The organism is Pseudoalteromonas aurantia (assembly GCF_005886875.1).
Classification (GTDB): domain Bacteria; phylum Pseudomonadota; class Gammaproteobacteria; order Enterobacterales; family Alteromonadaceae; genus Pseudoalteromonas; species Pseudoalteromonas aurantia_A.
Genome location: NZ_PNBY01000018.1, coordinates 84806 through 104780 on the forward strand (window position 1 = coordinate 84806; position 19975 = coordinate 104780).

The following is a 19975-nucleotide window of genomic DNA, read 5'->3' on the forward strand; positions in this document are numbered from 1 at the left end:
TTTTATTCACCTTCAGTATAGATAAGGTAAGTCACTATGCTGAGGCGTTTTCTTATATAACAACTGTAGTACACAATTGGTGTGGTGCATCCACACGTTACTTAAATAATTTGAATTAAGGTCACTATGAGAGCATGGATCTTAGGTGTCGCTGCTACCAGCATTGGGCTATTTAGCTGGTTTTCTTGTGCACAAGACACCCATAAAACATTTAAAGCGGCAGAGCGAGTCGCGTGGTCAGGGCAATATAATGCCTTTCAACACGCATTTAAGTCGCTAGATCACCCTTTAAAGCCTTATGTTGAAATGGCCTTTTACACACGAAATAGTAAATTAAAATATCAAGCTGATATTGCACGCTATTTATCGGTATATGACGGGACTCCATTAGAGTGGCCTGTACGTTCAAGCTGGCTAAAGTATCTGAAAAAGCGAGGTAAAAAAGCACTATTTATTGAATATTACCAACCGACAAAAGACGCTGAATTACACTGCAGTTACTTGCAATATCAACTTGATTTGGGTGCACCTAAAAAAGCAATTTTAGATCAGGTAACGCCTTTGTGGGTAGTGGGTAAATCTCAGCCGCGTGCATGTGATGGTTTATTTAAGCAGTGGCAAAGTGCCAACTATATGAGTGAGGCATTGGTGTGGCTACGGATCACCAAGGCGGCCCAAGGTGGGCAAACATCTTTGCTACGCTACTTAAAAAAGCTACTACCTAATAACCAAGCTTATTTGGCTGAGTTATACACCAAGGTACGCCAAGACCCGAGCGCGTCTGCGGGTCTATATCGTTACAAAAAACGCTCGGCTAAGGAAGCTGAAATTGCGGTGTATGGGGTACGTCGTTTAATTTGGCGAGATCAGAAGTTGGCGCTTCGAGCATGGGACAAACTACAAACCATGTTTGCTTTTACACAAGCACAAAAAGACAGTGTGGCTTACAGATTTGCGTTGGCGTTAGCATCAAAAGGGCACCCTCAGGCTAAATTTTGGCTTAATAAAGTACCGCCAAAACAACAAGATAGTAAGTTAAAGCAATGGATGATGAGCAATTTGCTTAAAGATCAAGATTGGGCAGGGATCACCGCGCTATTTGCCCCCATGAATGATTTAAGTAATGGACAAACCTATTGGTTGGCTTACAGCCATGCTCGTCGGGGCGATGCGGGTCAAGCCCGTGAGTTGTGGCAAAGCATTGCTGGAAAGAGAGATTACTATGGTTTTTTAGCGGCTGGACGGCTTGGCTTGCCTGTGTCGCTCAACACCAAGTCACTAGATGTACCGCCATCACTGTTAGAAAAAGTATCGCATGCACCGGGTTTTATGCGTGCTAAGGCGTTATATGAGATGAAACGATACACGCAAGCGCGTAGAGAGTGGAACTACTTAACCAATACCTCGAGTACGGCAGAAAAGCTAGCGGCCTCTATGTTAGCGGCTGACTTACAGTGGTACGACAGCACGATTTTTACGCTTGCTGAAATTGAGGCATGGGATTATACCGATTTACGTTTTCCGATGGCTTACGAGGCATTATTCACGCGCTACAGTAAGAAAAATCATATTGATATGGCGTGGAGTATTGCGGTTGCGCGTCGTGAAAGTTCGTTTGCACCGGATGCAAGGTCACACGCGGATGCGTATGGGTTGATGCAATTGCTGCCTAGTACTGCTCGTTTCGTGAGTAAGCAACGTGTGTCAAAGAAAAAGCTATTTCAGCCTGTGACCAACATTCGTTTAGGGACCGATTATTTAGAGTATTTGAAAAAGAAAAATCAGGGGAATGAAATCCTGGCGACAGCCTCTTACAATGCAGGTTACCACCGCATTAAAAAGTGGTTGCCCGATGAAGCCATACCTGCGGAGTTGTGGATTGAACTGATCCCCTATAAAGAAACTCGTGATTACGTTAAAAACGTCTTTGCATATCGCCAAGTGTACCATACTAAAATGGGTCGCGATGGCAATGTATTGGCACCAATCTTGGATATGAAAATTGGTGGATGAGTCCACTCTGCTGTTATCACAGAGTCAATCTAGCGACTTCGCTGGATTGGCTTTTAGCGCTTATGATAGACTGGATTTATTGGTAGATTAAACTTAATGGGTACACCGTGGAACAACTAGCACAATATTATGCTGAGCATATTGCAACGTTACAGCAGCGCACAAAAACTATCGTAGAACGTGAAGGGCTTGAAGGGCTTGTGATCCATTCAGGTCAGGCTAAACGGCAATTCTTAGATGATATGTATTACCCGTTCAAGGTAAACCCACAGTTTAAGGCATGGCTGCCAGTGATTGATAATCCGCATTGCTGGTTAGTAGTAAATGGCACAGATAAGCCTAAGTTAATATTTTATCGACCAATTGATTTTTGGCATAAAGTACCGGATGAACCAAGTGACTTTTGGGCTGACTATTTTGATATTCAATTATTATTAAAGCCTGATCAAGTTGAAAAGTTTCTGCCTTACGATAAAGCGGGATACGGTTATATCGGTGAATACTTAGAAGTAGGGCAAGCCCTTGGTTTTACACAAATGAACCCAGAGCCGGTGATGAATTACTTACACTTTCATCGTGCCTATAAGACACAGTATGAGTTAGTGTGTTTGCGTGAAGCAAATCGTTTGGCGGTGCTTGGTCATACTGCTGCACGTGATGCATTTTATGCTGGCGCGTCAGAGTTTGGTATTCAACAAGCTTATTTGAACGCCACATCACATATGGAAAATGATACGCCGTACGGCAATATTGTGGCATTAAATGAAAACTGCGCCATTTTACATTATACGCATTTTGAGCGTCAGGCACCGGCAAAACATCGTTCATTCTTAATTGATGCGGGTGCAAACTTTCATGGCTATGCGTCTGATATCACCCGTACTTATGACTTTGCTAAGCAAGGCCAATTTGCCGATTTAGTGTCTGTTATGAATGAGCACCAGATTGCGTTAGGTAAGGCATTACAGCCTGGTAAGCTGTATGGCGAATTGCATATTGATTGCCATAATCGTGTAGCGCAAGTGTTAGCTGATTTTAATATCGTAAAGCTACCAGCAGAAGAGATTGTTGCTAAAGGGATCACGTCAACGTTCTTCCCACACGGCTTAGGCCACCATTTGGGTCTGCAAGTACATGACATGGGTGGGTTTATGGCTGATGAGTCTGGTACACATCAAGATCCGCCAGAAGGGCACCCATTCTTACGTTGTACGCGCCGTATTGAAGCGGGACAAGTATTTACCATTGAGCCTGGGTTGTATTTCATTGACTCATTACTCGGTGATTTAGCGGAAACGGACAATAAGCAGTATATTAATTGGGGTAAAGTGGCTGAGTTTAAGCCTTACGGTGGTATTCGAATAGAGGATAACATCATTGTGCATGATGATAGGCTTGAGAATATGACACGAGATTTGAACTTAGATTAAGATACGATGAGTTTGAGTTAAAATGAGGGAGCGTGATGCTCCCTTGTGTTTTAAGGTACATAATGAGTGTATGTCAGAATATTACATCCCCAGTGAAACGCTAAAATTTCACGAAGAAATAAAAAAAAGCACCTTCATTGTGCATATTGCCCATACGCCAACGCTTGATGATGCAAAAGCCTTCATAAAAAAGATCAATGAGGATTACCCTGACGCACGTCATAACTGCTGGGCGCATGTGGCTGGGCAACCTGGTGGTAGTCATGTTTATGGGTTTTCTGATGATGGGGAACCAAACGGTACGGCAGGCAAGCCCATGTTAAATGTGCTTACCGGATCAGGGTTAGGAGAGATAACTGCGGTAACAACGCGTTACTTTGGTGGTATTAAGTTAGGCACTGGCGGGTTGGTACGTGCGTATGGCGGCTCACTCAATAATGCCTTGGCACAATTGAAGACGAGTTTAAAAATTCCTGCAGTGACACTCGAGGGCGAATCTGATTATGCCTTGCAAGGTGTGATTGAGCAGTACTTACACGCTCACTTTACGATTTTATCTATTGAGAAAGACTATGGGGTAGTGGTGAGTTGGCAAATTAGTCTTGATCACCGACAAGTACAGCAAGCACGGCAAGAAATTTTTGATTTAAGTAACGGTGTGGTTGAGTTAACTATCAAAGAATAAGACAATTGGTGCTAAATTAGTCTTAATAATCATAAAAAGCGAAAAGCAGCATGCAATTTCGTACCATCATTAAAATTCTCGGCCAACTGGTGGCATTATTTAGTATTACCATGGTACCGCCAGCATTGGTGTCATTGATCTATAAAGACGGTGGTGGTGTGCCATTCGTTTTAGCTTTCGTATTTAGCATTGCGATAGGGATGCTTGCTTATTATCCCAACCGTAAAGAAAAAGGCGACTTGAAAGCCAGAGAAGGCTTTTTAATTGTGGTGCTGTTCTGGTTAGTTCTAGGGTTTTTCGCATCGGTGCCGTTGATCTTTTTACAAACTCCAAGTCTTTCTCTTGCGGATGCCGTGTTTGAGGCTTTTTCGGGTTTGACTACCACCGGGGCCACGGTACTTACCGGCATAGAACATTTACCCAAATCAGTGCTATTCTATCGTCAGCAATTACAATGGTTTGGCGGTATGGGGATCATCGTACTGGCCGTCGCTGTATTACCTATGCTTGGCGTGGGTGGTATGCAGTTGTATCGTGCTGAAACACCTGGGCCCGTTAAAGACTCTAAAATGACCCCGCGTATAGCAGACACCGCCAAACACCTTTGGTATATCTATGTGTCACTGACGGCGGCGTGCACGGTATCTTATTGGGCTGCAGGCATGGGCTGGTTTGATGCCATTTGTCATGCTTTCTCAACCATCGCCATTGGCGGGTTCTCGACTTATGATGCGTCGATGGGGCACTTTGACAGCCCACTCATTAATATTATATGTGTGGTGTTTCTGATCATTGCGGCGGTGAATTTTTCATTACACTATGCGGCGGTGTCGAGTCGAAATATACGCGTATATTTGCGAGATCCAGAGTTTAAAGTCTTCCTATTCATTCAATTGGCATTGGTGGTGTTGTGCTTTGCTGTTTTGTCTTCAAATCAAGTGTATATGAATGGTGATGAAACTTTAGATCAGGCGCTATTCCAAGCGGTTTCTATTAGTACCACAGCCGGCTTTGCAACTGACAACTTTGCGGCATGGCCACTGTTTTTACCAATCTTACTTATTTTTTCTAGCTTTATTGGTGGATGTGCTGGCTCAACTGGCGGTGGTATGAAGGTTGTACGTGTTTTCTTACTTTACCTACAAGGTGTGAGAGAGCTTAATCGCTTGGTACATCCGCGTGCCATTTATTCGATTAAATTAGGCCGTAAAGCACTGCCAGACAAAGTTGTAGAAGCGGTATGGGGATTCTTTTCTGCCTATGCTCTTGTCTTTGTAATTATCATGATTGCGTTGTTAGGCACGGGTATGGATAACATTACGGCCTTTTCAGCGACTGCTGCATGTTTAAATAACTTGGGCCCTGGGTTGGGAGAGGTTGCAGCGCATTATGGCGATATTACTGACACGGCCAAGTGGATACTAACAATAGCGATGGTATTTGGTCGTTTAGAGATATTCACCTTATTGGTGTTATTTACTCCGACTTTTTGGCGCGGTTAAGTATAGGGGCTTGCGGTGTCTCTGCGTTAGAGGCACCGCTTCTTGTTTCGTATTTTTATTTCCTCTTTGTCGATTCATACCTTCGTCATTTCATCGACTTAACCTAAAGCATATGCAGTGAGCTACTGTTTTAAATTTCGCCAAGTAACGGATGTTATTGAACGTATAATGCCCTTTAATTTACTGTTTTTGCTGTGTGCTTACTGAATAGGCAGGCTTGCAATTATAGGTATATAGGTTTTTAATTGACAATTCATAGGTAAGTTTGCACTTGCTATTTATGACGGAGTAGCGCCGCCTAATGACTACATTATCAAGGTTTAGTGATGTTAAAGACCAGTGCCACAGGAAGCGGACACCATCTTGCTCAGATCTCCGCAGGGAGCGTAATTGATATTGAAGTGGTTATGCCAGCAGGCTCAAAGCGTTTGAAAACGGAATATGTAGGCCAACTTGATGGGTAGTTTTTAGTGTTGAAGCATCCGAGCTCTAAACGTCTTGGCGCTGCAATTGATTACATTAAGGAAGGCTGTAAGGTGATCGTTTGGGCGCTCTTAGAGCATGGCGAGGGTCAAGTCATCGCCTTTAAAACCACGATTCAATCAATCACCTCTCACCCAGCTCGGCTTATTTTTTTAACGCTGTCCGCTCAAGTACAAACTTATTGTTTACGCGCGTAAACACGTGTTCCAACACTCATACCCGTGGTCATTAATTTAGCTGAGTACTCCTGTGTTGGGGTAATTAAGGATATTTCTTTATCGGGCAATTTGATATTCATCATGAAGACAGTAGGGATACCGCGAGTATGAAAGAGCAGGACTGTAAAGTTCTACTCGAAGGGAAAAACAATCAGCAAATGACGTTATCTGGCTCGATTTGCAGCCTGCATCCACAAGATGGCACCATTGCATTGGGTATTCGGCTGACTGATGATCAGCAGGTGATGGAGAGTATCCTGAAAGAGTATTTAATTGATTTATCTATTTTACATGAACAGCACTCGTAAGATTTCTGATATAGGATTGAGTCAGTTCTATCTGGTTCAGAGCGCTACACAAATAGCGCGCTGACTTGGAATAACTTTTCAACAACACTTATCTGGCGCTTGTCGATTAAAAACATTATGACGTGATCTCCAGACATAATCATTGTATCGTCATGGGCTATAAGCACATCATCATCTCTGACAATAGCACCAATGGTGGTCCCGACAGGCAACTTAATATCTCTGATAGAGCGGCCGACGACTTTTGAGGTGATTTCATCGCCATGTGCCACGGCTTCAATGGCTTCAGCTGCGCCTTTTCGCAATGAATACACGTTTACAATATCACCGCGACGTACGTGTGTGAGCAGGGCTGAAATGGTGGCCTGCTGCGGAGAAATAGCAATATCAATTTCTCCACCTTGAACAAGGTCTACATACGCGCCACGTTGAATAAGCACCATGGTTTTTTGTGCCCCCATGCGCTTTGCAAGCATGGCCGCCATGATATTCGCTTCATCGTCATTAGTGACAGCAATGAACGCATCGACTTGTTCAATATGTTCTTCCGAGAGTAATTCTTGATCAGAGGCGTCACCACAAAATACCACCGTATTATCAAGCATTTCAGATAATTGAGCAGCACGAGTATGGTTTCTTTCAATGAGCTTAACACTGTGATTTTTTTCCAGTGAACGCGCGAGTCCCGCACCAATATTACCACCGCCCGCAATCATAATTTTACGATAAGACTGCTCAAGTTTTTGTAGCTCATTCATCACGGCACGAATGTGCTTTGTTGCCGCGATGAAGAAGATTTCATCATCGGCTTCAATAACGGTAGTACCAAGCGGTTTAATAGCTTTGCCTTGGCGGTAAATTGCTGCAACACGAGTATCTACGTTCGGAATATGCTCTTTAAGTGCAGAAAGGGCATAGCCAACTAATAACCCCCCGTAATAGGCTTTTACAGCAACCAATGACAGCATACCTTCAGCAAATTGCAGAACTTGTAGTGCGCCTGGGTAATCAATAAGACGACGAATATACTTGGTTACCAATTGCTCTGGTGCAATATAGTGATCTACTGGTAAGTCGTCATTATGAAATAGCTTCTCACGGTATTTTAAGTATTGCTCAGAACGGATCCGAGCAATTTTAGTCGGCGTATTAAAAATACTATAAGCAACCTGACAAGCAACCATGTTCACTTCATCTGAGCTGGTTACTGCGATGATCATATCAGCGTCTTCTGCGCCTGCTTGACGCAAAATATCGGGGTGCGCACTGTGACCTGTAACACCTTGCAAGTCATACTTGTCTTGTAGCTCACGTAATCTGTTACCGTCGATATCCACGACGGTGATTTCATTTTGTTCACCTACGAGGTTCTCTGCGAGTGTGCCACCAACTTGTCCGGCCCCTAAGATAATGATCTTCATATTGGTTTACTTATAATTATTGTTGTTTAGTTAGTTTGGCGTAGTAAAAGCCATCACTGAGTCCTGGTAACAATTGCAGACCAGGATGTTCAGGTGTGTCATTGTCATGAAGCGGGTGATGGATTGCATCTTGATTCTTGGCTAAGAACATAGCGACTTGCTGTGTATTTTCTTCTGGTAATACAGAGCAGGTTGCATAAATTAATGTGCCACCCGGCTTGAGTAGCGGCCAGATATTGTTGAGTATTGATGCTTGTAGCTCAGCCAGATCATCAATGTCTGTTTTTCGGCGTAGCCATTTAATATCTGGGTGACGGCGGATCACGCCTGTCGCTGAACATGGTACATCTAATAAAATACGATCATAAGGGGTGTTATCCCACCATGTGTCAGGGGTTGAGGCGTCGGCATGAATACACTCCGCGCGTAATCCGATGCGTTTTAAGTTTTGCTCTACTCTTTCTAAACGTTGGTCATCGGCATCTAATGCGTGTACGTGTGCATCGGCTAACTCAAGAATATGACATGTTTTTCCACCCGGAGCGGCACAGGCGTCTAAAATGCGATCATTCTCTTGTGGATCTAAGAATCTTGCGGCCATTTGTGCAGCTGCGTCTTGTACTGAGCAAGCACCTTCTCTGAACCCAGGTAAGGTGAACACATCACAAGGTTTATCAAGTAAAATACCATCTGGGTATGCAGATTCGACACTATGCTCTATGCCATCTTCATCAAGCATTTCGCTATATTCAGCGGTAGTGTAATGGTGCTGATTGACGCGTAACCACATTGGTGCTTGCTGTTGGTTCTCATGTAGAATATCTTGCCATGTATCTGGATACGCAGCTTGTAGCTTTTTAATAAACCAGCCTGGGTGATTAAATTGGCATACTGGAATTAAATTGGCACTGGCTTCTAACTCTTCCTGCTGACGCTGAAAAGTGCGTAAAATAGCATTGATCAGCCCCTTTAAACCTGGCGCACGCATTGATTCTACAGCCGCAACCGTTTCGGCTACTGCGGCATGTTCTGGCACGCGCATATATTGCAATTGATACATGCCCACATACAGCACAAATTGATAAACACGCCTTTTCCCTTTTAATGGCTGCTCTAACAGTTGCTGACAGTAGTGCTCTAGTGTAGGCAAGTAGCGTAATACGCCATAACAGATCTGCTGTAATAGCGCTTTGTCTTTGCCATGTACTTTGTTTGCCGCTAAGGGGAGTTGGGTCTTGAGTGATTGGCCTTTATCAACGACTTGATAAAGTACTTCTGCAGCCAGTGCGCGTACATTCGCCATTATTGACCCACCTTAGTACCAGCGATTACCCACTCAGCACGACCATTAAGAAAATCTTGCGCTGACATCGGTTTTTTACCTTGTGGTTGCAGTTGAGTAATCGCTAATGCATGTTCGCCACATGCGATAACAACGCCATGCTTGTCGCTGCGAAGTACTGTACCAGCTTCACCTTGCTCGTCGACGACGGTTGCTTGCCAAATTTTGACGGTTTGCGCTTGCATCGAAGTAAAGCAGACGGGCCACGGATTAAACGCACGAATATTCCGTTCAATTTGTGTGGCGGGCATAGTCCAATCAATATTGGCTTCTTCTTTACTGAGCTTTTTAGCATAGTTGGCTAAATCATCATTTTGCTTTTCTGGTTTGGCAGAATGAGTCAACAATAAATTAAGGGTGTCTAATAAAGCTGCTGGGCCTAACTCGGCTAATTTATCATAAAGACTCGCACTGGTATCTTGTACGGTGATAGGGCAAGTTGCAATGTGAAGCATATCGCCGGTGTCTAACCCTTCATCCATTTGCATAATTGTCACGCCCGTTTCAGCATCGCCTGCCCATAATGCGCGTTGAATCGGTGCAGCACCACGCCAGCGCGGTAAAATTGAACCGTGTACATTTAAACAACCCAGCTTAGGTGTATCTAATACTGCTTTAGGCAGTAATAAGCCATATGCGACAACAATCATCACATCGGCATTTAATGCGGCCAATTCCGCTTGAGCTTCTTCAGATTTAAATGTGCCTGGTTGAAAAACGGGTAAACTATGTTCAAGCGCCAATGTTTTTACTTCACTGGCTTTTAATTTTTTTCCGCGGCCTGCTGGGCGGTCAGGCATACTATAAACACCCACAACTTCATGTTGAGAGTTAATAAGGGCACTTAAATGGCGCGCAGCAAAATCGGGCGTACCGGCAAAAACGATGCGTAGTGGTGAGGTCACTGAATTATCCAATGCAAAAATGATTAATATGAATTAAGCGCGAGAAGCTAGTTTCGCTTCTTTTTCTAGCTTTTTACGAATACGTTGGCGCTTAAGTGGCGACAAATAATCAATAAAGAGTTTGCCAAGTAAATGGTCGAGTTCATGTTGCGTACAAATCGCCAATAGTCCATCAGCTTCATAATGAAACTCTTTGCCATTTTCATCTAGTGCTTTTACTTTAACGCTTTCAGCGCGATCAACTTTTGCATATGAATACGGAACAGATAAACAGCCTTCTTCACTCACAGTAGAGCCGCTTTTTTCAATGATTTCAGGATTGATCAATACCATTGCTTCATTGCGTTCTTCTGATACGTCAATCACGACAATACGCTGGTGAATATTAACTTGAGTGGCTGCTAAACCAATCCCATTTTCGTCATACATGGTTTCTTTCATGTCTTTTACAATCTGACGAATTTCATCGTTTACATCGGTGACAGGTTGCGCCACAGTGCGTAAGCGTTCATCTGGAAATCTAAGTACTTCTAACTTTGCCATAGTTACCTTTTACAGTTGAGCAAAAAATGCGATATTGTATGTTCTTATTTTAGCCATTCACGTTCCCCTTTAACAGGTTTTGGTTGATAATATCTAAAAATAACTAAAGGAAGCCGTAATGAAATACCCAATTGCTGCGCTACTACTGGCCATGAGTGCCCCTTTTTCGGTATTTGCAGAGTCTTTAGATTTGAAAAATAACGCTCCGGCACAGTACACGGTGAAAACAGGTGACACATTGTGGGACATTTCTAACCTGTATTTAAAAACACCTTGGGAGTGGCGTCAGTTATGGCAGTGGAATCCTCAAGTAAGCAACCCTGATAAAATTTATCCGGGGGATGTTTTGGTATTAAATTATGATCAACAAGGTCGGCCTATTTTAATGCTCGATAAAGGCATTAAAAAGTTATCTCCAAGTGGACGCGTTGTGGTACAAAAAAATATGGCAATTCCAACTCTGCCTTTAGCAATGATCGAACCATTTTTAGAGTATGAACAGGCACTCGATAAAGATGCTTTGCAAGAAAGCCCTATGGTGCTGGGCGCAAGCCATAATGTAAAAATGACTACCTTAGGGCACACCCTCTATGTTAAAGGCAATTTAATACGAGCATCAAATTATGGTATTTATCGTCAGGGTGAGCCGTATATAGACCCTGTAAGCGGAGCAATATTGGCGTATGAAACGCGGTTAGTGGGCTCGGGCCGAGTGACTCGCTCTGGAGACCTCAGTCAAGGCATCCCATCCTCTGTTGAAGTTGAGATGATCAAACAAGAAATAAAGTCTGGTGATGTACTGTTACCAATCTCTCAAGGTCAAAGCTATACAGTTCAGTTTAATATGGAGCGCCCAGAAAAAATCAGTGAAGGTACTATTATTGCGAGTACCAATAAATTAAGAGAGTTTGGCACAACGGCGGTGGTTGTACTCAATTTAGGGAGCCAATCACAGCTAAAAGAAGGACATATCCTTGATATTAAGAAGCAATCACCTACAGTTATCGAAGGTGATAGTGGCCCTCGCTATGTGGAAGATGCCAATGGTTTAGAAAAGTTCATAAAGGATGTCAGAGAACTTTTTGGTAAAGAAAACACAGAGAATAGCGTCGTTTGGACTATGCCTAAGGAAAAGGTGGGTGAACTGATGGTCTTTAAAGTATATCACGACATTAGTTATGCCATGGTAATTAAATCAATACGACCGATTCGGGTGGGGGATACTGTTAGCGCAGACTAAACTCGAATGCTCTAAGGAGGGAGCATGTCGCAACTTTCATTATCGCGCTGTATGGCGCTCTATTTATGCAAAGGCTTGGGCTTGGCCAGTATTAAAGCCTTAATGGATAAGATTGATTTGAATTCGTTGTTTGGTGCAACAACCAAAGAACTACAGAGACTCGGTCTAAACGATCCTATCGTTACGCAATTGACCAATATAAACTGGCAATATGTTGATGAGGTTATTCAGCGTTGCGCGAACTTATCTATCACCATCGTGTCATATTTTGATAATCATTATCCTGTGCAATTAAAACAGATTTCTACCGCACCGCTCTTATTGTTTTGTAAAGGGAACATAGACCTACTTATGCGGCCTCAAATTGCGATTGTCGGAAGTCGCAGTGCAACACCCACAGGATTAGAAATAGCGTCCGAATTTGCATATCAATTAATCCAGTCTGGTTTGGTGGTTACCTCTGGGTTGGCGCGTGGCATTGATGGTGCCGCTCACAAAGGGGCATTGGCAAATACCGGAGAGACCATAGCGGTGCTTGGTACTGGCGCTGATGTAATTTACCCAAAGCGTCATCATTTACTGTATCAGAAAATTGCTGAGCGGGGGTTAATTGTGAGTGAGTTTTTACCCGGTGTTTTGGCGAATGCGTGTAACTTTCCGCGCAGAAATAGAATTATCTCAGGCTTGGCATTAGGGGTGGTATTGGTTGAAGCGGAGATTAAAAGCGGGTCGCTGATCACTGCCCGGTATGCACTTGAGCAAGATAGAGAAGTATTTGCCATTCCAGGGTCTATTAAAAATCCATTATCACAAGGGTGCCATTTTTTACTGAAACAAGGCGCAAAACTCACAGAACATGTCAGTGATATTCTTGAAGAAGTGAGCTTTTTGTCTGAAAACAGTCTATATACTATAGAGAGTATGGCAGAAAATGAGGCGCCACAGGAGGATTGCCCAGTATTAGAAAGCCTTGGGTTTGAGGTAACGAGTGTCGATACCTTGACGCAAAGAACACAATGGCCAGTTGAACAAGTCGTCGCGCGTTTACTCGATCTAGAATTGGAAGATAAAGTAGAGCGTGTATTGAACGGCTATATCAAATTAGCGAGGGGCTAGTTATGTTTGATATCTTAATGTACTTATTTGAAAACTATATCCACAGCGAAGCGGATATTTTTGTTGAACAAAACGAGTTAACTGACGAATTGTTACGGGCAGGGTTTAATCAAGACGAAATTTATAAAGCATTGGATTGGTTAGAGCAGCTTGCTGACTTACAACACAGCGACGAGGTCCCTTATCTAAACGCTACTGCAGATAAAGCCATCCGAATATACACTGAGAAAGAATGCCAGATGTTAGACATAGAATGTCGAGGTTTTATTATGTTTGTAGAACAAGTTGGTGTGATTGATAGTGTGACACGAGAAATGATCATCGACAGACTGTTTGCGTTAGAAAAAGCGTATATTGGTTTAGATGATTTAAAGTGGGTTATTTTAATGGTGTTGTTTAACGTACCAGGAAAAGAACACGCTTATGCACAAATGGAAGACCTTATTTTTGATGAACCAACCGAGTATTTGCATTGATACAGGTTGGGTTTATTGGTTGAATGAAGATAACTCCTTGACCCAAGATGTGATGGAGTTATATTAGGCGCAAATATGTGCAGCCTCAGTAGATACTATGACCAAAATTGACTCTTCATTATTCAATGCACAACAACACGCGTTAGACAAAGAGCATGAAGCGTGCCCTGAATGTGGCTCAGCATTAGTGATGAAGCACAGTAAAAATGGTCCGTTCTTAGGTTGCACAAGTTACCCAACTTGTGAACATATCACTCCGTTAGTTCAGCGCGATAATCATGACATTAAAGTTTTAGAAGAGTCTCCTTGCCCAGAGTGTGGCAACCCTTTGGTGATCCGTAATGGCCGTTATGGCATGTTTATCGGGTGCACAGGGTATCCTCAATGTGATTATATTGTGCATGAAGAACAAGGCGAGCAGTCAGAAGACGTTGCCTGTCCCAAATGCAAAAAAGGCCAGTTAGCGAAACGTAAAAACAAATTTGGTAAGTTTTTTTACTCTTGTGATTGCTACCCCAAATGCAAATATAGCGTGAATCAGCAACCGGTTGCACACCCTTGCCCTGAGTGTGGTTGGGGCGTGATGTTAGAAAAGCAAAGAGCAGGAAAAGCTGTGTTACAATGTCCACAAAAATCCTGCCAGCACAAAATAGAGAAACCGCAGTGAGTAATACATCTGAAAGTGCCACATTGATAGAGCCTGTCAGTGCCGTACACGCTTTACAGCAAGGCCAAGTGATCTGCTATCCAACTGAAGCCGTGTATGGTTTAGGTTGTGATCCTGATAACCAAGACGCGGTGGAAGCGTTGTTAGCCATTAAGCAAAGAGATGTTGCTAAGGGGCTTATTTTAATTGCAGATAATTATAGCCAATGTTTGCCTTATGTTGACGATGCGCAGATCCCCACTGATAAACGCGAAGATATTTTTTCTTCTTGGCCTGGTGGTGTGACGTGGGTATTACCAGCCAAACAGAGCACACCTAAATGGTTAACTGGTGCACATAGTACGATTGCCGTACGTGTCACTGCGCATCCAACAGTTAAAGCGTTATGTCAGCAATTTGGTAAACCGCTGGTGTCAACCAGTGCCAACCTGTCAGGCCAAGACCCTGTGGCAAGTTTAGACGAAGCGAAGCGCGTCTTTACTAAACAAGTCGGTTATTACGTTGATGCACCGTTAGGTGGAGCCAACGCGCCGAGTCAAATAAAGCACGCACTGACTGGTGCAGTATTGAGAGGGAATTAATCGTTTATGGCCAATGTTAATTTAGAGACGGTAAAGGCTTTCTTATTGTCATTACAAGATCGTATTTGTGCCGGCTTAGAACAAGCTGATGGGCAAGCCACATTTGTTGAAGATGAGTGGCAGCGCACAGAAGGTGGTGGCGGAAGAACGCGGGTCATTCGGGATGGTGCGGTAATAGAGCAAGGTGGGGTCAATTACTCCCATGTGTTTGGTAAATCCATGCCTGCATCTGCCACTGCACACCGACCTGAACTTGCTGGTAGAAGCTTTCATGCGTGTGGGGTGTCTTTGGTTATTCATCCAAAAAACCCACATATACCGACTAGTCATGCCAACGTGCGGTTTTTTATCGCCGAAAAAGAAGGCGAAGCGCCTATTTGGTGGTTTGGTGGTGGGTTTGATTTAACGCCTTTTTACCCAGTACTGGATGATGTAAAGCATTGGCACCAAGTTGCTAAAGATTTATGCCAACCGTTTGGTGACACAATTTATGATGACTATAAAAAGTGGTGTGATGATTATTTTTATTTAAAGCACCGCCAAGAAACCCGAGGTGTGGGTGGGCTATTTTTTGATGATTTAAATAAGTGGGGCTTTGATAAAAGCTTTGCCTTTATGCAGGCTGTGGGGAATGGCTTCTTAGATGCATATTTACCACTAATAGAACGTCGTAAAGAGACTCCGTATGGCGAGCATGAACGCCAGTTTCAACTATATCGTCGTGGTCGTTATGTTGAATTTAACTTAGTGTGGGATAGAGGCACTTTATTCGGCTTGCAAACTGGGGGGCGAACAGAATCTATATTAATGTCTATGCCACCTTTGGCGCGTTGGGAGTATAACTTTACCCCAGAACCAGGTAGTGCAGAGTTTGCGTTGTACGATCATTTCTTAAAACCACAAGATTGGTTGGGTCAACAAAATTAAACTCAATTGCACCAAGATATAAAAAAGGCACCTGTGATGGTGCCTTTTTGCTTAACATCGATCAGAATCGAGTTAATCGAGCTTAAAGCTTCGAACTTGCTCATCAAGTGAACGAGCTAGGTTTAGCAGCTCTTCACTGACATTTTTGCTGGCATGCGCATCAACCAATGATTGCTCAGCGTTATCCCGAATAGCAACAGCACTTTGGTTTATCTCTTCGGCTGCTAAGTTTTGCTGCTCTGTGGCATCTGCAATTTGTACATTAAGATCATTAATCTCATGCATTTGTGCAGAGATATCTTTGAGTGCGTGCGCAACCTGTTTGACTTGCTGTGCACGGTCCTCGGCTTCTTCACATGATGCATTCATTGCTTTTACAGTATGTGTGGCTTCACTTTGTAATTTTTCGATGGTGCGTTTTATTTCATCGGTAGAATCATGAGTACGAGTTGCAAGGGTTCTGACCTCATCGGCCACTACGGCAAACCCGCGACCGGCTTCGCCAGCTCGTGCGGCTTCAATTGCAGCATTGAGCGCAAGCAGGTTAGTTTGCTCAGCAATACTGCTGATCACTTCTAGTACTTTACCGACTTCCAGTGTTTGTGACTGTAGCTGACTCACTTGTTCACCCGCTTGGCGAACATCCATGGCAAGTTGATTAATACTTTGCTCAGTATGGTTAGCGATTGCCATACTTTGTTCGGCAAGGTGATTACTGCTCTCTGATTTTTCTGAGGCAAAATGCGTGGTATTTTTCACTTCACTCGATGAACTTTCGAGTTCATTAATAGCAGCCGCTACTGAGTCAGTGCCTTGCTTTTGTTCTAAGATAGCGCGTTCAGTGGTATCAGCAGAGGTATAAATGGTTTCAGCAGATTGGATGAGGATTTTAGCTGAGTGGGAGACTTGAGCAATGTTATCAGTAAACGATGTCATCATTTTATTAAAATTACAGGCCAAGCGGCCTAGCTCATCATCGACAGTATCGTTAATTCGCAGGCTTAAATCTTTATTTTGGGTCGCTAAGCGCATGGTTTTACCTAAGGCTTTTAACCTGATAATAAATAGCTTTCTGAATAAACCGCCCAGAATGATAAAGGTAAACAAGAAAATAGTAGAGAGTAAACCGGTACTAAGTAGCGTGTTTTGGTGAACCGTGTTGTCTATATCTGTTAAGGAGTAACTAATGCGTACCACGCCTAACACATCACCTTCGTTAGCCTGATGGCAGCCAAGGCAATTTGTGCCCTTGTAATCACTGCTTGCGATCATCGGCTTTAAATAGGTCATGATCCGGTCATCATTACGCTGTTCGATAACTAATGTTTCAGTGCCATTGAGCGCCGCAATTTCAGCATCATTCGCTGGTGATTGATTTTGACTACCCTGTCCATACAGTTTATTGACTTTTGTAGAGCGGATAATATGGGCATCTTCAATATTGGGGTGATCGCGTAATTTGTTACTGAGTATTTCCCGGTTTGCCATGGTGCCAGTGAGCATCATGGTATTGATAGAGTCGAAATAATTGTCTGCTAATAACCTAATATTGTTCTCAACAGTATCTTGAGCAAGGGTTTGTTGCTGGTGGCTATTACTTAATATACTCGCGATCAGAACCAACAGACCGGTAATTGCCAGCAAAGCATAAATTTTATGTTGAATAGATTTCACACGCACCGCTCATTCGAGAAAAACAGACGTGTATTATGCGCGTTTTATATCAGGCTAAATTTGACTTAGCGCAATAAGTATTGCGCTAATTTTCAGATTAATAATGTATTTTTACTGCTGATTGATCATATGACCGGCAAGTTGGTCGAGCGAGTTACGCAATCCTTCTCGTAATAGAGGGTTATCTATTTCTATATCTAAACTTTTATTCATGCAGTACATCCATTGAACTTTGAGTGCCGTATCAATAGGGAAGGGCATATGCCTTTGACGTAATCTCGGGTGACCATATTTCTCAGTAAACAAATCTGGCCCACCTAGCCAACCAGAAAGAAACTCAAAAAATACCTGTCGGATCCTATCTAAAGGTTGCGGGTGCATATCATAAAGCGGTTTGGCGTAAGGGTCTGATGCCATTATGTCGTAAAAACGATTGGCTAAAGCGCGCGCGCCTTGTTCACCACCAATTATTTCATAAGGGGTTTTCTCTGGGGTTGGAGCGGGTTGCGCTGCAACTTTACTTGCATCTTTATTAAAGATACGTTTAATTAACTGCTTCATGATTGTTGCTAACTTCTAGGCTAAAAATAAATGGATAAATACGCGGTGTTTGGGCACCCCATAAAACATTCGAAATCACCGGCTATTCATCAGCAATTTGCAAAGCAATGTGGTGATACGCTGAGTTATGAAGCGATTTTAGCACCATTAGATGGCTTTCAATCAAGTGTGGAAGCATTTTTTTCTAGTGGAGGGTGTGGCGCTAATATAACCTTACCATTTAAAGAGCAGGCTTATGCGTTAGCTGATACGCTCACACAGCGGGCGAAATTAGCTGGTGCTGTAAATACGTTGAAACGCTTAGAGGATGGCCGATTGTTGGGCGACAATACCGATGGCGCTGGGTTAGTTAAAGATTTAATTGACCAAGGGGCACAGTTAAATGGCGCTCGGTTATTATTATTGGGGGCGGGTGGCGCGGCACGAGGCTGTATTTACCCTTTACTTTGCGCGGGTGTAAAGGAAATAGTAATTGCCAATCGCTCTGTTGAGAAAGCCTTTATTTTAGCCAAAGAGTTTCACTCTTACGGCGCCGTTAGTAGTTATGCACTTGATGACATTCCGAATGAGCGCTTTGACGTCGTGATTAACAGCACATCGTTGAGTGTGTCAGGGCAAGTGCCAAACATCGATGCTCACCTGATTGCGCAGTGTCAATTTGCGTATGATATGTTTTATGCCGATGAGACTACGAGCTTTTTAAAGTGGGTATCGCAATATAATACGCAGTGTAAGTTAGTTGATGGTCTAGGGATGTTGGTCGGGCAAGCGGCTGAGGCCTACCTGTTATGGCGAGATACACTGCCAGATACAGAAATAGTGTACCAAGTTATGAGAGAAGCGAGTTAATAATGAATCAAGGTATTTTGTTTAATGATCAAATAGAGTTTGATGGGGTGTCATATACGCTAACTTTTAATGCGATGGTCTCAGGTATGATAGTGCCTTGCATTATTACTACACCTATAAATGAGCAAAGTAAGGCATTGGCCCATTTTGCTCAGCATCAATTTGACTATGAAATTCAAGCTGAGCAACTAATCGAGGATGATGCGTATCAACCCGATGGCAGTATTAAATTAGCTTTCTTGTAAGTATTCATTTTTAAGTTGTACATAGTTTTGTGCTGAGACTTTTAAAAAGGCAAGTTCCTCAGAGTTCAACGGTCGAGCTTGCTTTACAGGGCTACCAACATAGAGAAAGCCAGCTTCTAGGGTTTTGTTTGGTGGCACTAACGAACCTCCACCAATGATCACATCATCTTCTACGGTGACATTATCCATAACAATTGCACCCATTCCCACCAGAATTCTATTTCCTAATGTGCACCCGTGTAACATAACTTTATGACCAACAGTGACGTCATTACCAATGATTAACGGGTAGCCACTTGGGTTATTGGTTGTTGCGCGGGTTAAGTGTAATACCGAACCATCTTGTACGTTAGTTCTTTCACCTATCTTTATATAGTTAACATCACCCCTTGCGACAACAAGAGGCCAAACGCTGCTGTCTTTACCAATGCTGATGTCACCGACAAGTACCGCGGACTCATCTATATAAGTAGATTCATGAAGTGTGGGTGTGATCCCTTTATAGCTTCTTAGCATTTTAATACCCCAATTTGAGAGAGTGTTCTAATGGGGTTAGTGTAAAACTAACTGCGCTGTTAGGCCACCGGTGATTTAAACAGCGTATATCGTGCATAAAAGTAGCAAAAATGAAGCTTTCGTTGTAATTTTGCTCGAACGCGTTGTTTTTATCACTTTTCTTCAAATAAACGCTTGCGCTTTTTTCTTAGTGCCCTATAATGCGACCCCACTGACACGGAGCGCTACGCTCACTTAGCAAGGCAAAACGAGTCAGCGTCAAGTAAAACTTAG

Annotated in this window: 22 protein-coding genes; 15 read left to right on the top strand and 7 right to left on the bottom strand. The window is 43.1% G+C overall.

Annotation, left to right across the window (positions count from 1 at the left end; translation table 11 throughout):
• Window positions 1–126 precede the first annotated feature (126 nt).
• The 7 genes from CWC18_RS04130 (at window position 127) to CWC18_RS21395 (ending at window position 6639) form a co-directional block, all read left to right on the top strand.
• A complete protein-coding gene (locus CWC18_RS04130; protein WP_138674771.1) occupies window positions 127–2013 on the top strand; it encodes a transglycosylase SLT domain-containing protein in 1887 nt (628 codons plus the stop codon).
• A gap of 107 nt (window positions 2014–2120) precedes the next feature.
• Window positions 2121–3443: a Xaa-Pro dipeptidase gene (gene pepQ / locus CWC18_RS04135; protein WP_138674772.1), complete on the top strand. Its 1323-nt coding sequence runs from the start codon at window positions 2121–2123 to the stop codon at window positions 3441–3443.
• A gap of 70 nt (window positions 3444–3513) precedes the next feature.
• Window positions 3514–4128, top strand: a complete 615-nt coding sequence (locus CWC18_RS04140) for a YigZ family protein (protein WP_138589464.1) — start codon at window positions 3514–3516, stop codon at window positions 4126–4128.
• A 50-nt stretch (window positions 4129–4178) separates the two neighbouring features.
• Complete coding sequence (locus CWC18_RS04145; RefSeq protein WP_138589465.1) at window positions 4179–5630, top strand: TrkH family potassium uptake protein; 1452 nt, start codon at window positions 4179–4181, stop codon at window positions 5628–5630.
• Window positions 5631–5956: 326 nt separating this feature from the next.
• Complete coding sequence (locus CWC18_RS21385) at window positions 5957–6094, top strand: hypothetical protein (protein ID WP_249348284.1); 138 nt, start codon at window positions 5957–5959, stop codon at window positions 6092–6094.
• A 6-nt stretch (window positions 6095–6100) separates the two neighbouring features.
• A complete protein-coding gene (locus CWC18_RS21390) occupies window positions 6101–6310 on the top strand; it encodes a flagellar brake domain-containing protein (protein ID WP_249348285.1) in 210 nt (69 codons plus the stop codon).
• Window positions 6311–6438: 128 nt separating this feature from the next.
• Window positions 6439–6639, top strand: a complete 201-nt coding sequence (locus CWC18_RS21395) for a hypothetical protein (protein WP_249348286.1) — start codon at window positions 6439–6441, stop codon at window positions 6637–6639.
• A gap of 44 nt (window positions 6640–6683) precedes the next feature.
• Here CWC18_RS21395 and trkA read toward each other — a convergent pair whose 3' ends face one another.
• Genes trkA through def form a run of 4 tightly spaced genes read right to left on the bottom strand, consistent with a single transcriptional unit; the run spans window position 6684 to window position 10850 of the window.
• Entirely contained in the window at window positions 6684–8060 is a 1377-nt protein-coding gene (trkA, locus tag CWC18_RS04155; RefSeq protein WP_138589466.1) for a Trk system potassium transporter TrkA, read from the bottom strand.
• Window positions 8061–8076: 16 nt separating this feature from the next.
• Window positions 8077–9363 (bottom strand): 16S rRNA (cytosine(967)-C(5))-methyltransferase RsmB, encoded by a 1287-nt coding sequence (gene rsmB / locus CWC18_RS04160; protein WP_138674773.1) that lies wholly within the window; start codon window positions 9361–9363, stop codon window positions 8077–8079.
• Window positions 9363–10307 carry a methionyl-tRNA formyltransferase gene (gene fmt, locus CWC18_RS04165; RefSeq protein WP_138674774.1) on the bottom strand — a complete coding sequence of 315 codons (945 nt, stop codon included), beginning with the start codon at window positions 10305–10307 and terminating at the stop codon, window positions 9363–9365. The genes rsmB and fmt overlap by 1 nt, the downstream gene beginning before the upstream one ends.
• A gap of 33 nt (window positions 10308–10340) precedes the next feature.
• Entirely contained in the window at window positions 10341–10850 is a 510-nt protein-coding gene (gene def / locus CWC18_RS04170) for a peptide deformylase (RefSeq protein WP_138674775.1), read from the bottom strand.
• A gap of 118 nt (window positions 10851–10968) precedes the next feature.
• On the opposite strand from def, the gene CWC18_RS04175 reads away from it, so the two are divergent.
• The 6 genes from CWC18_RS04175 to hemF all read left to right on the top strand — a co-directional run bounded on the left by CWC18_RS04175 (window position 10969) and on the right by hemF (window position 15857).
• A complete protein-coding gene (locus tag CWC18_RS04175) occupies window positions 10969–12090 on the top strand; it encodes a LysM peptidoglycan-binding domain-containing protein (RefSeq protein ID WP_138674776.1) in 1122 nt (373 codons plus the stop codon).
• 24 nt (window positions 12091–12114) lie between these two features.
• Window positions 12115–13206, top strand: coding sequence for a DNA-processing protein DprA (gene dprA / locus CWC18_RS04180; protein WP_138589470.1), 1092 nt, complete (start codon window positions 12115–12117; stop codon window positions 13204–13206).
• A 2-nt stretch (window positions 13207–13208) separates the two neighbouring features.
• The gene (locus CWC18_RS04185) at window positions 13209–13682 is read left to right on the top strand and encodes a DUF494 family protein (RefSeq protein WP_138589471.1); all 474 of its coding nucleotides are present in this window, start codon (window positions 13209–13211) and stop codon (window positions 13680–13682) included.
• A gap of 97 nt (window positions 13683–13779) precedes the next feature.
• Window positions 13780–14349 (top strand): DNA topoisomerase family protein, encoded by a 570-nt coding sequence (locus CWC18_RS04190; protein ID WP_138674777.1) that lies wholly within the window; start codon window positions 13780–13782, stop codon window positions 14347–14349.
• On the top strand, window positions 14304–14930 hold the full coding sequence (locus CWC18_RS04195) for an L-threonylcarbamoyladenylate synthase (protein ID WP_138589473.1): 627 nt from the start codon (window positions 14304–14306) through the stop codon (window positions 14928–14930). The genes CWC18_RS04190 and CWC18_RS04195 overlap by 46 nt, the downstream gene beginning before the upstream one ends.
• 6 nt (window positions 14931–14936) lie before the next feature.
• Window positions 14937–15857 carry an oxygen-dependent coproporphyrinogen oxidase gene (hemF, locus tag CWC18_RS04200; protein WP_138589474.1) on the top strand — a complete coding sequence of 307 codons (921 nt, stop codon included), beginning with the start codon at window positions 14937–14939 and terminating at the stop codon, window positions 15855–15857.
• 72 nt (window positions 15858–15929) lie between these two features.
• Here the strand turns inward: hemF and CWC18_RS04205 are convergent, their stop codons facing one another.
• Together CWC18_RS04205 and CWC18_RS04210 are read right to left on the bottom strand one after the other, a co-directional pair.
• Window positions 15930–17537 carry a methyl-accepting chemotaxis protein gene (locus CWC18_RS04205; RefSeq protein WP_138674778.1) on the bottom strand — a complete coding sequence of 536 codons (1608 nt, stop codon included), beginning with the start codon at window positions 17535–17537 and terminating at the stop codon, window positions 15930–15932.
• A 105-nt stretch (window positions 17538–17642) separates the two neighbouring features.
• Entirely contained in the window at window positions 17643–18092 is a 450-nt protein-coding gene (locus CWC18_RS04210; protein ID WP_138674779.1) for a group II truncated hemoglobin, read from the bottom strand.
• A 30-nt stretch (window positions 18093–18122) separates the two neighbouring features.
• Between CWC18_RS04210 and aroE the strand changes: the two genes are divergently transcribed.
• Together aroE and CWC18_RS04220 are read left to right on the top strand one after the other, a co-directional pair.
• Window positions 18123–18941 (top strand): shikimate dehydrogenase, encoded by an 819-nt coding sequence (gene aroE / locus CWC18_RS04215; RefSeq protein ID WP_138674780.1) that lies wholly within the window; start codon window positions 18123–18125, stop codon window positions 18939–18941.
• A 2-nt stretch (window positions 18942–18943) separates the two neighbouring features.
• Window positions 18944–19186 carry a DUF1488 domain-containing protein gene (locus CWC18_RS04220; RefSeq protein WP_138674781.1) on the top strand — a complete coding sequence of 81 codons (243 nt, stop codon included), beginning with the start codon at window positions 18944–18946 and terminating at the stop codon, window positions 19184–19186.
• Here the strand turns inward: CWC18_RS04220 and CWC18_RS04225 are convergent.
• Window positions 19172–19702, bottom strand: a complete 531-nt coding sequence (locus CWC18_RS04225) for a gamma carbonic anhydrase family protein (RefSeq protein WP_138674782.1) — start codon at window positions 19700–19702, stop codon at window positions 19172–19174. The two genes, CWC18_RS04220 and CWC18_RS04225, sit on opposite strands and share 15 nt — an antisense overlap.
• Between the last annotated feature and the right edge of the window lie 273 nt (window positions 19703–19975).